The 12031-nt window shown below is 71.2% G+C and carries 15 protein-coding genes; 4 read left to right on the plus strand and 11 right to left on the minus strand.

Annotated elements, in window-relative coordinates; genetic code table 11:
- Both ACWCO3_RS23030 and ACWCO3_RS23035 read right to left on the minus strand, forming a co-directional pair.
- A partial coding sequence (locus tag ACWCO3_RS23030) for an acyl-CoA dehydrogenase family protein (RefSeq protein ID WP_450011947.1) occupies window positions 1-473 on the minus strand: 473 nt, incomplete at its 3' end.
- 1 nt (window position 474) lies between these two features.
- A complete protein-coding gene (locus ACWCO3_RS23035) occupies window positions 475-927 on the minus strand; it encodes an SCP2 sterol-binding domain-containing protein (protein WP_145778192.1) in 453 nt (150 codons plus the stop codon).
- A 68-nt stretch (window positions 928-995) separates the two neighbouring features.
- Between ACWCO3_RS23035 and ACWCO3_RS23040 the strand changes: the two genes are divergently transcribed.
- Window positions 996-1634 (plus strand): TetR/AcrR family transcriptional regulator, encoded by a 639-nt coding sequence (locus ACWCO3_RS23040; RefSeq protein WP_450011949.1) that lies wholly within the window; start codon window positions 996-998, stop codon window positions 1632-1634.
- 2 nt (window positions 1635-1636) lie between these two features.
- Here the strand turns inward: ACWCO3_RS23040 and ACWCO3_RS23045 are convergent, their stop codons facing one another.
- Window positions 1637-2284, minus strand: coding sequence for a DedA family protein (locus ACWCO3_RS23045; protein ID WP_145785382.1), 648 nt, complete (start codon window positions 2282-2284; stop codon window positions 1637-1639).
- 167 nt (window positions 2285-2451) lie between these two features.
- Between ACWCO3_RS23045 and ACWCO3_RS23050 the strand changes: the two genes are divergently transcribed.
- Together ACWCO3_RS23050 and ACWCO3_RS23055 are read left to right on the plus strand one after the other, a co-directional pair.
- A complete protein-coding gene (locus ACWCO3_RS23050) occupies window positions 2452-3603 on the plus strand; it encodes a sensor histidine kinase (protein WP_358162366.1) in 1152 nt (383 codons plus the stop codon).
- Window positions 3600-4241, plus strand: coding sequence for a response regulator (locus tag ACWCO3_RS23055; protein WP_145778190.1), 642 nt, complete (start codon window positions 3600-3602; stop codon window positions 4239-4241). The genes ACWCO3_RS23050 and ACWCO3_RS23055 overlap by 4 nt, the downstream gene beginning before the upstream one ends.
- A gap of 29 nt (window positions 4242-4270) precedes the next feature.
- Here ACWCO3_RS23055 and ACWCO3_RS23060 read toward each other — a convergent pair whose 3' ends face one another.
- From ACWCO3_RS23060 to ACWCO3_RS23070, 3 genes are all read right to left on the minus strand, one after another.
- Entirely contained in the window at window positions 4271-4891 is a 621-nt protein-coding gene (locus tag ACWCO3_RS23060; RefSeq protein ID WP_358078987.1) for a DedA family protein, read from the minus strand.
- 77 nt (window positions 4892-4968) lie between these two features.
- On the minus strand, window positions 4969-5853 hold the full coding sequence (nadE, locus tag ACWCO3_RS23065) for an ammonia-dependent NAD(+) synthetase (protein ID WP_358078990.1): 885 nt from the start codon (window positions 5851-5853) through the stop codon (window positions 4969-4971).
- Window positions 5850-6779, minus strand: coding sequence for an SMP-30/gluconolactonase/LRE family protein (locus ACWCO3_RS23070; RefSeq protein WP_358078993.1), 930 nt, complete (start codon window positions 6777-6779; stop codon window positions 5850-5852). The genes nadE and ACWCO3_RS23070 overlap by 4 nt, the downstream gene beginning before the upstream one ends.
- 107 nt (window positions 6780-6886) lie before the next feature.
- On the opposite strand from ACWCO3_RS23070, the gene ACWCO3_RS23075 reads away from it, so the two are divergent.
- Window positions 6887-7381 (plus strand): Lrp/AsnC family transcriptional regulator, encoded by a 495-nt coding sequence (locus ACWCO3_RS23075; RefSeq protein WP_278143361.1) that lies wholly within the window; start codon window positions 6887-6889, stop codon window positions 7379-7381.
- On the opposite strand, the gene ACWCO3_RS23080 is transcribed toward ACWCO3_RS23075, so the two are convergent.
- From ACWCO3_RS23080 to ACWCO3_RS23100, 5 genes are all read right to left on the minus strand, one after another.
- Entirely contained in the window at window positions 7373-8641 is a 1269-nt protein-coding gene (locus tag ACWCO3_RS23080; RefSeq protein ID WP_450011954.1) for an adenylosuccinate synthetase, read from the minus strand. The genes ACWCO3_RS23075 and ACWCO3_RS23080 overlap by 9 nt on opposite strands.
- Window positions 8638-9597, minus strand: a complete 960-nt coding sequence (locus tag ACWCO3_RS23085; protein WP_450011956.1) for a hypothetical protein — start codon at window positions 9595-9597, stop codon at window positions 8638-8640. The genes ACWCO3_RS23080 and ACWCO3_RS23085 overlap by 4 nt, the downstream gene beginning before the upstream one ends.
- A gap of 9 nt (window positions 9598-9606) precedes the next feature.
- Window positions 9607-10575: a protein kinase family protein gene (locus ACWCO3_RS23090; protein WP_357931613.1), complete on the minus strand. Its 969-nt coding sequence runs from the start codon at window positions 10573-10575 to the stop codon at window positions 9607-9609.
- A complete protein-coding gene (locus ACWCO3_RS23095) occupies window positions 10572-11324 on the minus strand; it encodes an NUDIX hydrolase (RefSeq protein ID WP_145778185.1) in 753 nt (250 codons plus the stop codon). Before ACWCO3_RS23095 ends, ACWCO3_RS23090 begins: the two co-directional genes overlap by 4 nt.
- 79 nt (window positions 11325-11403) lie before the next feature.
- On the minus strand, window positions 11404-12031 hold a 628-nt coding region (locus ACWCO3_RS23100; protein WP_450011959.1), incomplete at its 5' end, for a MaoC/PaaZ C-terminal domain-containing protein.

Genomic DNA, 12031 nt, shown 5'->3' on the forward strand with positions numbered 1-12031 from the left:
CCGGTCAGCACCCACTCGTCGGTGGCCTCGTCGTAGACGGCGCGGGTGCGCATCGCGCCGACGTCGGAGCCGGCTTCCGGCTCCGTGGTGCAGAACGCCGCGACGGCCGGTGAGTCGGCGTCGCCGAAGCACTGCGGCACCCACTCGACCATCTGGTCCGGGGTGCCGGCGCCGTAGATGGCGGCGACGGCGAGTGAGGTGCCGAAGATGGAGAGGCCGATGCCGGCGTCACCCCAGAAGAGTTCCTCGCTGGCGATCGGCAGGGAGAGCCCGGTCGGGTCGGCCCAGCAGGTGGCGAGGAACTCGAAGCCGTAGAGGCCGACCTTGGCGGCTTCCTGGATCACCGGCCACGGGGTGTCCTCGCGTTCGTCCCACTCGGCCGCGGCCGGGCGCACGACCTCGGCGGCGAAGCCGTGCACCCAGTCGCGTAGATCCCGCTGTTCCTCGTTCAGGTCGAGCGAGAACTCAGCCATGTCAGGCCTTGGGGATGTCGAACAGGTTGGCGATGTTGGCGGCGAGGCCGAGGTCGCCCTTCGCCTTCAGCTTGCCGGTCATGAACATCATCACCGGGTTCGCGCCACCGGAGACGATCTTCAGGAATTCGACCGGGCCCATGGTCAGGCTCAGCTTCGGGTCGTGCTGCGGGGTCTCGTTCACCACGCACTTGCCGTCGGCGATGGCCACCTCGTAGGTGTCGCTGCCGCCGTCCGGGCGACCGGTGATGACCCAGTGGATGACCGCGTTGGTGGAGCCGGCCCGGTCCGCGCGGAACAACGACGGCATCCGGTTGAACACCTCACCGAGGATCTTGCCGCGCATGTCACCGGACATCACCTGGGCGATCTTGTCGTCCGGGGTGGACTTGACCAGCTGGGCGAACTCCTTGGGGCCGACATTGGCGAAGGTGGCCGGGTCGAAGTCAGTCATCAGGTGCGCCTTCCGGAAGATTTGGCTACTCGCGCGTAACCCTACGCACGAGTAGGTATGCTCGCAAGGTGTCCAGCGTCCCCGCCTTCAAGCGCCTGCCGCGCGCCGTCCGTGAGCAGCAAATGCTCGACGCGGCCGTCAAGGTCTTCTCCCGGCGTGGCTTCCACGCCGCCAGCATGGACGAAATCGCGGAGGACGCCGGCATCTCCAAGCCCATGGTGTACGCGTACCTCGGCACCAAGGAGGAACTCTTCGTCGCCTGCCTGCACCGGGAGGGCACCCGGATGATGCAGGCCATCGCCGGGGCGGCGGCCCCCGACCTCCCGGCCGACGAGCGGCTCTGGCGTGGGCTGCGGGCGTTCTTCGGCTTCGTCGGCGCACACCGCGACGGCTGGGCGGTGCTCTACCGGCAGGCCCGGGGCGAGCAGCCGTTCGCCGGTGAGTTGGCCACAATGCGCACCCGGTTGGTCGAGGTGGTCGCCGGGATGCTCGACCACGCGCTCCGCGCCGAGGGTCGCGAGATCGCGCCAACCGACCTGGAGGTCGTCGCGTACGCCCTGGTCGGCGCGACCGAGTCGCTGGCCGACTGGCTCGCGGACCACCCGGAAGCCGACCCGGAGAAGACGGCCACCCGGATGATGAACGTGGCCTGGCTCGGTGCGGCCCAACTCCTGCACGGCGTCACCTGGTGTCCGCCCGCCGACTGACATCACCCCACAGGCGTCCGGTCCACCGGATCAGCCGTCGCCGTCGGCTGGGCTGACCGACGGCGGTTGCCGAGCCAGCGGGCCACCTCGACGACCACCGTCACCGTCAGGGCGAGGCCGAGACCGAGCAGCAGACCGCGGAGAGGGTCCTGCTCGAACGCCAGCCCGCCGACGTAGCCGACCAGCGCCGAGTAGAGCCCCCACGAGCCGGCGGCGAGCGCGTCGAAGGCCAGGAACCGACGCCGGGGAAAGTGCACCGCACCCATGGTGAGGGTGACAGCGGTCCGACCGCCCGGCACGTAGCGGGCCACGGTGAGGATCAGGCCACCGCGCGTCGCGATCCCTCGGCGGGCCCAGTCGATGGCCCTCCGGCGTCGGCCGTCGGGCGGCAGCCGATCGAGCAGTCGCGCGCCACCGCTCCGACCGATGGCGTACGAGATGTGGTCGCCGACGAGTGCCCCGGCGGCGGCCACCACGATGACCGCGGGCAGGTACGGCGCGCCCGAGGCGGCGAACACCCCGGCCGTGATCACCGCCGTCTCGCTCGGCACCACCGGAAAGAAGCCGTCGAGCACCGCGATGGCGAAGATCGCCAGGTACACCCAGGGCGAGGACATCGTGTCGTGCAGCAGGTCCAGCAGATCCATGATGCTGATGCTGGTGCGTGCGGCGGTGCCTGCCATCGGCCAGTGGTCAGGTGGGCGGCACTACTTAGGTAGTGACCGGCCCGGATGTCAGATAGGGGTCTTCCCCCACCACACCCCGGTCTGACGGCGCGGGGCGGCCGGGTTCGCTCGTGGAGCCCTACGCTCGCTGCGTGGCCTCCAGCAGCACCGCTCCTCGGCGGGTCGTCCAGCGCTACGGGGTGCTGCTGCTCGCTGTCGTGGTCGCCGCCGCCGTCTGGGCCAGCGCGACCGGTGACATCGGTGTCCGCTCGCCGCTGCCGGGCGCGGTGGTGCTGGTGCTCGCGGTGTTCTCGGGTTGGGCCACCAGCACGATCCGGACCCGCCGCTGGCCCGTGTTCCTGGCTGCGGCGCTGGGCTGGTTGGTGCTCGCCGCCGCGGCGGCCGGGGTGGTCGCCTCGTACCAGGCGGGTCTGCGGCTGCGGAGCCGGCGGCTCGCCACCTACCTCGCCGGGGCCGCTGTGGTGCTCGCCGGTGGGGTAGTGGTCGGGGTGCAGGTGGGCGGCGTACGCCGGATCACCACCGCCACCACTGGCAATGTGCTGCTGCTCGCCGCCTGCCTGGTCGGCCTTCCGTTGGTCTTCGGCCTCTGGGTGCGGGCGCGCCGGGACACGCTCGCCGCCCTGCGGGACCGGGCCGAACGGCTGGAACGCGAGCGGGAGGCCCACGCCGACCGGGTCCGCGCCGAGGAGCGGACCAGGATCGCCCGGGAGATGCACGACGTGGTGGCGCACCGGGTCTCGTTGATGGTGGTGCACGCCGGTGCCCTGGAGGTGACCGCCGCGGACCCGGCAACCGTCGAGGCCGCCGCGCTGATCCGGACGACCGGCCGGCAGGCGCTCACCGACCTGCGCGAGGTGCTGGGTGTGCTGCGACAGGCCGAGGCGGCAGTGGTGCCGGAGCGAGGGCTCGACGCGCTGGACGAGTTGATCGGGGAGTCCCGTACCGCAGGTCTCCGGGTTTCCCGGCAGGACGAGGGCGAGCCGGCCACACTACCGGCGACGTTGGGGCGCACCGCGTACCGGGTGGTCCGCGAGGCGTTGACGAACGTGCGCAAGCACGCGGCGGACGCCGAGACGGTCGTTCGCCTCCGATACCTGCCCGACGGGCTGGAGGTGCTGGTCCGCAACGGCCCGTCCGAGAGCGGGTCGGCGCTGCCCGGTGCGGGGCAGGGGTTGCTCGGGCTGCGCGAGCGGGTGGAGCTGCTCGGCGGTCGGCTGGAGGCGACGCCCGTGGACGGCGGTTTCCTGGTCCGGGCCCTGATCCCGCTGGAGGGCGCGGCGTGATCCGGGTGCTGGTGGTCGACGACGAGCAGCTCGTCCGCGCCGGGCTGCGGCTGATCCTTGAGGCGTCCGAGGACGTCACAGTGGTCGGCGAGGCGGCGGACGGTGCCGGCGCGCTGGAGCAGACCCACCGGTTACGCCCCGACGTGGTGCTGCTCGACGTGCGGATGCCGGGCGTCGACGGGCTGACCGTCGCGCCGGAGGTGGTCGCCACCGGCGCGAAGGTGATCATGTTGACCACCTTCGACCTCGACGAGTACGTGCACCGGGCGCTGCGGGCCGGCGCTGTCGGGTTCCTGCTCAAGGACACCCCGCCCCGCGAGTTGGCCGCCGCCGTTCGGACGGTGGCGGCCGGGCACGCGATGCTCGCCCCGACCGTGACCCGGCGGCTGATCAGTTCGTTCGCCGATCGTGGCCCGGGCCGGCGGGACGCGGCTCGCCAGCGGCTCGCACCGCTCACCACGCGGGAGTTGGAGATCGTTCGAGAGGTGGCGCGCGGGCACGGCAACGCGGAGATCGCCCGGCGGTTGACGATGAGCGAGGCCACCGTGAAGGCGCACGTCAGCCGGGCGCTGGCGAAACTGCACGCGGGCAACCGGGTGCAGTTGGCGATCCTGGTGCACGACGCCGACCTGCTGTGACGCGCCCGGGTGACGGCAGCGGGAGGCGATCAGCGGCGGGAGGCCGCGTGGCGGTGGGCCCGGCGGCGCAGCCAGCGGATCCCCTCCAGGCCGAACGTGATGACCAGCGAGACCCCCACTCCGACCAGTACGCCCTTCACGGGATCGCGTTCGAAGGCCAGCCCGCCGAAGTAACCGAGCAGCCCGCAGTACAGCGCCCAGGTGACCGCCGCGATGCTGTCGTACAGCAGGAATGCCCGGCGGGGATAGCGCACCGCGCCCATGGTGAGGGTGACCGCCGTTCGACCACCCGGCACGTACCGGCTGGTCGTGAGGATGATGCCGCCGCGCCGGTCCACGGCCCGGCGGGCCCAGTCGGAGCTGGCCCGCCGTCGGCTGCCATCCGGTAGACGGGCCAGCCGGTGCGCGCCGCCGCCCCGACCGATCGCGTAGGAGATGTGGTCGCCGACCAGCGCGCCGACGGCAGCGCTGACGATCACCAGGGTCAGGCTGGGGTGCCCTCCGCTGGCGGACAGCACCCCAGCGGTGATCACCGCCGCCTCACCCGGCACCGCCGGGAAGAACGCGTCGATCGCGGTGAGCCCGAAGATCACCAGGTACACCCACGGCGATGTGACCGTCCCACGGAGGAGGTCGAGCAGGGCGTCCATGCCCCCATGTTTGATGGCTCGGCGGCGGTCGGTGGCGCTTCGCCGACATTGCGCCGAATGGTCAGCCGATAACCGCCTCAACTCGTTGCGTCAAACGACACTGCCGGGGCTGCTGGAAGTCGGCGCTTGTGGGCCGTGGCGCGGTATCGGTGGTGGATGGCCTGGGCGACGGCGGGCCGCACGGGCTGGTTTTCCAGGAAGTCGTCGATGTCGTCGTAGCCGTATCCGAAAACTTCTTCATCGGGCTTGCTCGGTTGCAGGGACTCCAGATCAGCTGTGGGCGTCTTGCGGATCAGCGCGGGTGGCACGCCCAGCGTGTGGGCGATCGCGCGTACACGCCGTTTGGTCAGGCCGGCCAGCGGCACGAGGTCGGCGGCCCCGTCACCATGCTTGGTGAAGAAGCCCATGACGGCCTCGGCGGCGTGGTCGGTGCCGACGACAAGCCCACCGAGGGCTCCGGCCACGGCGTACTGGGCGATCATCCGTTGTCTGGCCTTGATGTTGCCGAGGATGAAATCCTGCTGGTGCGCGTCGGCCAGGGTTAGGCCGCCGGTGAGCAGCGCCTGCAGGCTCGCGTCGCTGGCCGGTTGGATGTCGACGGCCAGCAACTGGTCGGGTTGGATGAACGCCAACGCGGCTTGGGCGTCGTGCTCGTCACGTTGGTCGCCGTAGGGCAGACGCATCGCGATGAAGGTGGCGCGGTGTCCGCTGTGGCGTGCCCGCTCGACGGCGAGCTGACACAACCGACCGGCGGTGGTGGAGTCGATGCCCCCGCTGATGCCGAGTACCAAGGCAGCGTGGCCGATGTCGGCCAGTGCGTCGGTCAGGAAGGCGACCCTGTGCTCGATCTCGTGGCCCGGATCGAATGCGGCTTCCACCTGCAACTCGCGGGCGATGGACTGTTGGACCGCCGGGGTCATCGTGATCGGGACGGGCGTATCGGAAGGGCTCGCGTCGATCATCGCTTCTCGCTGCCAGCCGGGGGGTAATGGGCACCGTTGAATGTGACTCGCAGCGCGTATACCGAGGTTCCGGCGGTGATGAACAGGTGGTTCCGTTTCGGCCCACCGAAGGTGAGGTTGGCTACCGGTTCGGGTAGTAGCAGCTTGCCGATCAGGGTTCCGTCGGGGTCGAAGCAGTGCACACCGTCCCAGGCGGCAGCCCACACCCGCGCAGCGTCGTCGAGACGAATGCCGTCGAAACGGCCGAAGTCGCACTCAGCGAAGATCTTCCCACCGCTGAGGGTGCCATCGGCCATGACGTCGAAGACGCGGATGTGACTGGGGTCCTGTCGTGTGTCCACGATGTAGAGCTGTTGTTCGTCGGCCGAGAATGCCAGGCCGTTGGGGCGGCAGAAGTCATCCGCGACGACCTGCATGTCGCCGGTCGCAGGGTCCAGGCGAAATACATAACAGGCGCCGTCGAAATCACTGTCGCCTCTGTTGCCCTCGTAGTCGTTGTGAATGCCGTAACTCGGGTCGGTGAACCAGATCGTGCCGTCGGCGCGGACGACCACGTCGTTGGGGCTGTTGAGCCGCTTGCCGTGGAAACCATCGGCGAGCACTGTGATCGTGCCGTCGTGCTCGGTACGGGTGATCCGCCGATTGCCCTGCTCGCACGTGACAAGCCGACCCTGTCGGTCCACGGTGTTGCCGTTGGCGTAGCCAGAGCCGTGGCGGTAGACGCCGACAGCGCCCGTGGTCTCATCCCAACGCAACATCCGGTCGTTGGGAATGTCGCTCCACACCAGGTAGCGGCCGGCCGGAAAATACGCTGGCCCCTCAGTCTTGCGTGCGCCGCTGTGCAGCCGTTCGAGCACGAAGTCGCCGTCGCAGCCGCGGAACCGCTCGTCCAGCAGGTGGAACTCAGCGGGAACGGTCTCGGTCATCGCCGCGCCTCCTAATGCCGGAGTGTTGTTCGGCAGGATCCTATAAGTACCGTACCTGATATGTTCAACAATAGATCTTCCGAACCTCATTCGATGGAGATGCCTCGGTGGTAGATGACATCGACCGCGCGTTGCTGGCGCATCTGCAGCGCGACGCCACCCAGTCCTACGCGGCGCTGGCCAAGGCGGTGGGCCTGTCCGCCGGCTCGGCCCATGATCGGGTACGCAAGCTGCGCGAACGCGGCGTGATCCGGCGGACCACCATCGACGTCGCCCCGGCAACCGTCGGCCGTGGCGTGGCGGCCTTCGTGATGGTCGACGCCGACTCGTGGATGGGCGATGCCCCCACCCGCGACGCCCTTGCGGCCATACCCGAGATTCAGGAAGCGCACATCATCGCCGGCGCGGCATCACTGCTGGTGAAGATCCGTACCGCGACGACCGAAGACCTGCAAGCGGCGCTGCGCCGCATCTTCGGCATCGACGGCGTCACTGGCACCCAGGCCATGGTCGTGCTGGAGACATTCTTCGAACGGCCGGTGAGCGTGCTCGACCAGCCCGGCGAACCGCACCCGGCGGATGCCGACGCGCCGCTACGTTAAGACCGAGCCGATCAGTGCCGGTGGGGTGAGCAGCGGACCGTGCGCGGTCTTGTCGTCGGCGGTGGGCCCGTGCGAGGTCAGCACCACGGGTGTGCCCAGCTCCGCGCTGACCGCCTCCGTCCAGTCCGTCGGCGGGTCGTCGTAGAGCGGGCGGGAGCGCAGCAGGCGGGCGGTGAGCGCGGCCTGCCGGTCCAGGTCACCGGGCGGGCCCGGGGTGAGCCGGTCGGTGGTGTCGTAGCGGCGGCAGATCCGCAGGTCGGGGCCGGTCAGGTCGAGGTGGGTCAGGGCCAGGCCGTCGACGCCGCCGGCCGCCGCGAGGGCGTACCGGTGGGCGACAGCGTCGAAGTGGCCGAACCGGAACCGGCCCTGCCACGGGTTGGTCGGGTTGTGCGGATCGGCCAGTGGCAGGTTCGGGTCCTCGGTCACCAGCGGGCCCGCCCCGTGCCGGGTGGTGACCACCCGCAGCACCCCGACCCGGGTCACGTCGCCGGGCAGGCCCGCCTCGGCGAGCAGGCTGTCGGCGTTGGCGAACGTGGTGGTGCTCCACGTCGTGTACGGGTGGAAGCCGTGCCACTCGTCCAGCAGCACCCCCTGCGCGCCCTCGAAGACGCAGGTCCCGGAGCGCAGCGCACCGGCGAGCCAGCTCCGGTCGACGATCGTGACCCGCCCGGCGAACCCGGTGTACGCGGGCAGGCAGTCCTCGACCGGCGGCGCGTCCAGTGGGCCGAGTTCGGCGGTCAATCGGTCCCGCAGGACGGTCAGCCGGCGGCGCAGCAGCGCTGGGCTGTGGCAGTCGGCGACCCGGGGCGCGTCGTCCGGGTGGGCGAGACCGTACGCGACGGCCTCGCCCACCCCCAGCCCGCAGGAGCCGTGCCGGTCGGCTCCGCGGGCGATCTCCCGGGCCCGGTTGGCGGCCCGGTGGTACGGGGTGGCGAGCAGCGCCTCCCCGTCGACTGTCAGTCGGTCGAGCGCGTCGGTCACCCCGACAGTGGCGAGATGGTCGGCCTCGGCGGCCAGGGCCAGCGGGTCCACCACCACGTGCCGCGACAGGTGCGTACCGACCCCGCTGTGGAACGTGCCGGCGCCGAACTGCGCGAACGTGTGGTGCCGCCCGTCGCGCAGCACGACGTTGTGTGCCGCCTGCGCGCCCCCGTTGAAGCGGACCACCGTGTGCACGGGGCGGGTGGCGCAGAGCCAGTCCACGACCGTGCCCTTGCCGGCGTCGCCGTAGCCGAGGTCGACCACCGCCACGTGCTTCACAGCCGGGTCACCCCGCCGGAGGTGTCGCGGAAGGCCGGCAGCGTCGACACCTCGGCCCGCCGTCCCCGGCCGAGCCGGGCCAGCGCCTTCGACACGGTGCCGGTTGCGCCGGAGCCGGCGCGGTCCAGGTCACGCAGCCCTTCGTCCAGGTCGATGGCCTGTTCACCGAGGCCGATGGTGAGCGCGATGGTCTCGCACACCGCGTCCAGGTCGTCGAGGACCACGGCGTTCTGCCCGAGCAGGTCCCGCCAGAAGTCCAGCACCGTGGCGTTGCCGGCGTAGTGGCTGCCGGCGGGGAGCAGGTAGTAGGTGTCCCAGCGGCGGGTCACCTCGTCCACGATCTGCCGCAGCGGCACGTCCTCGGCCAGGTCGTCGCCCATCAGGCGGGCCACCTCCCGGGCCTTCACCTGGGGGTACGCCAGCTCGTCGCCGATGATGAACAGGTAACCGCGCCGGCCGCGCTTGTCCCAGCTGTCGGTGCTGGTGTGCCGGGCCATGAAGTACATGGCCAGCTCGTACGACTCGGACATCTGACCGCCGCCACCGCCTTCGAGGACGATCCGGCCGAGGTCGTCGTCCATCCGGTTGTCCGACTCGAACTGCCCGACCTGCAACGGCACCCGGTCGCAGGTGGCGTCGCCGATCGCGCCGAACATGATCTGCGGGTCGCTGGCGTAGCCCTGCCGTTGCAGCAGCCCGAGCAGCTGCGGCAGCTTGGTCTGCAGGACGCGCGGCACGTTGCGCATCGAGCCGGTCACGTCGAAGAGCACCGCGACGGGCGTCGAGCGGGGGTGCTCGTCGGAGTCGCGGCTCTCGCGGGTCGCGTCGCGGGGGTCGAGCGCGGGGTGCACGGTGCGCGCCCCGCTGTCGCTGTAGGAGAAGGCGCTCTTGCCGGTGGACCGGCGGTAGCGGTCGGCGGCGTCGTACACGTCGGTGGACCAGATTCCACTGCCCATGACAGCTCCTTAGGGGGTGAGGGTGAAGGGTCGGAAGGTGCGGGGCCCGTAGAGCCGGTCCAGCACCTGGTCGAGTTCGCGGAGCAGGCGCCAGGCGTCGTCGGGCCGGGCGTCCAGGGACCGTTGTCGGCAACCCTGGGCGAAGGTGTGCAGCTCACGGGGTGCGCGCGGCCCCATCAGCCAGCTCATGCAGTGGCTGGCCATGGCGATGTCGGTGCCCGGGCCGCAGGGCTGCTTCCTGACGACCTCCTCCGGGTCCCAGCCGTGGCCGGGCACGACCGCCGGGATGGTGCCGCCGACGGGCGCCGAGAAGCACCAGTCGACGAGCACGACTCCGTGGGCGTCCGGCTCGATCAGCACGTGTCGCGGCACTACCGCGCCGTGCACCACGCCGGCCCGGTGGGCCAGGCCGAGCACCACCAGCAGCCGCCGCCACATCCAGGCCACGTCCCGGGCGTCCAGCCCGTCGGGGTACGCACGCCGCACCTCGTCGAGGTCGTGCAGCCCAGGTGCGGTGGCCAGCACGTTGATCCGACGTTCCGCGCCGGTCGCGGCGTCGCGGTGCCGGAACTCGTCCACCAGCCGGGGCACGTACGGCAGGTAGCGGGGGTCGCCGCGCTCGGCGATGGTGCGCAGGGCGTGTGCCTCGCGGGTCATCAGGTCGTTGTCGGTGGGCCGCCGGGGCAGCTTGAGCAGCCGGTCGTCGCCCACGTCGTAGAGGTCGGCCAGGTCGCCGGAGTGGGCCAGCGCGCCGAGCCGGTAGTCGCCGAGGACTGTCACCTGCCGGGCCCGCCACCTGGTGGTGACGTGGATGAACGCCTCGGTGGCTTCGGCGCGTACCGCCGGGTCGGCCGGCAGGTGGTCGGGGTGCAGGGCCGCGACCAGCTCGCGGTAACGCCGGGCCGGCTGGTCCGCGCCGAACAGGTCGGCGTCGGTGCGGGCCGCCGCGACCAGGCCGATGGCCTCCGCCGTCCTCATCGCACCGTCTCCTCGCGGGCCGGGCGCAGCAGCGCCGGGTGCAGCAGGCGGGCGTCGCCGGCCCGGTAGAGCCGGGCGCGGGGGCCGCCTCGACTGCCGCCGCGCTCGGTGTTGGCACCGGTGCTCTCCACGAAGCCGGGCACGGACAGCACCTTGCGGTGGAAGTTGCCGGCGTGCAGCGGGTGACCCCAGACCGTTTCGTAGACGGCGCGCAGCTCGCTGATGGTGAACTCGGCGGGGAGGAAGCGTGTGGCGAGCGGGGTGTACTCCAGCTTGGACCGGGCCCGCTCCAGCGCGTCGTCGATGATCCGGCCGTGGTCGAAGGCGAGCTGCCGGCTGCTCAGCGCGGTCACCGGGAGCCAGATCGCCTCGTCGGCGTCGGTGCCGGGGGCCGGGTCCGGCAGGTCGGGGGCGAACGCGAGGTGGGCGATCGAGACGATGCGCATCCGCGGGTCGCGGTCGGGAGCGCCGTAGCTGCCCAACTGCTCCAGGTGTACGCGGCGTAGCCCGTCGCCGCCGAGCCCGGTCTCCTCGGCCAGCTCGCGTCGGGCGCCGGCGGTCAGGTCCTCGTCGGGGTGGACGAAGCCGCCGGGCAGCGCCCAGTGGCCCTCGAAGGGTGCCTGACCGCGCCGGATCAGCAGCAGGTGCAGCGCGTCGTCGCGGATGGTGAATGCGACCACGTCGACGGTCACCGCGACCGCCGGATAGGCCCGGGGGTCGTACGCGTCCAGGAACTCCTGCTCGTTCACGGCGTCTCTCTCACTGTGAGAACATCTCTATGTGAGAACAACTTAGCGCATGCGAGCGCGTCTTGCCAAGGGGTGCTCGTCAGCGCACGAGACCCGCCAGGTGCGGTCGGCCGCGCGAGTCGTGCAGGGCGAACCCGCCGTCCGGCAGCACTGCGAAGTTCACAGTGCTCGGCAGCGGCACCGGCAGCTTGAAGGCGACCTCGACGGCGTAGGAGTCCGGCAGTCGGTTCTCCAACGCGGCCAGGCAGCGCGCCTTGCTCCACATGCCGTGCGCGATCGGCCCGGGGAAGCCGAACAGCCGCGCACCGAGCCGGGAGGTGTGGATCGGATTGTGGTCTCCGGACACCCGCGCGTACTCCGTGCCGACGCGAGGCTCCACCCGCCAGCGGGCCGTGCCGGCCGGCGCGTCGGGCCGTCCGCCCCGCTCGCCCCCGCCAGGCTTGCGGTCCCGACCCAGGTACGTCGAGACACCCTCCCAGACCTTCTCGCCGTCGACCGAGCCGACCAGCACCACGTCCACCTGCCGTCCCCGGTCGTGCGGGCGCAGGTTCTCGGCGTACGCGATGAAGTCGATCGTCTCGTCGGCGGTGATCGGACGCTGCACGGCGATCCGGTTGCCGACGTGCACCAGGCCGGTGAGGGGGATCGGGAACGCCGGCAGGGTCATCAGTCGCAGCGCCAGCGGGAAGCCCATGACGTGCGGAAAG

It is taken from the genome of Micromonospora sp. NPDC002411 (genome assembly GCF_053592955.1).

Coding starts and splice junctions, on each gene's coding strand:
- nadE (WP_358078990.1), bottom strand. CDS start 5,853: ATGATCGACGCGAGCCCTTCCGATACGCCCGTCCCGATCACGATGACC.
- ACWCO3_RS23060 (WP_358078987.1), bottom strand. CDS start 4,891: ATGGACGCCCTGCTCGACCTCCTCCGTGGGACGGTCACATCGCCGTGG.
- ACWCO3_RS23090 (WP_357931613.1), bottom strand. CDS start 10,575: ATGAGGACGGCGGAGGCCATCGGCCTGGTCGCGGCGGCCCGCACCGAC.
- ACWCO3_RS23070 (WP_358078993.1), bottom strand. CDS start 6,779: ATGACCGAGACCGTTCCCGCTGAGTTCCACCTGCTGGACGAGCGGTTC.
- ACWCO3_RS23085 (WP_450011956.1), bottom strand. CDS start 9,597: ATGGGCAGTGGAATCTGGTCCACCGACGTGTACGACGCCGCCGACCGC.
- ACWCO3_RS23035 (WP_145778192.1), bottom strand. CDS start 927: ATGACTGACTTCGACCCGGCCACCTTCGCCAATGTCGGCCCCAAGGAG.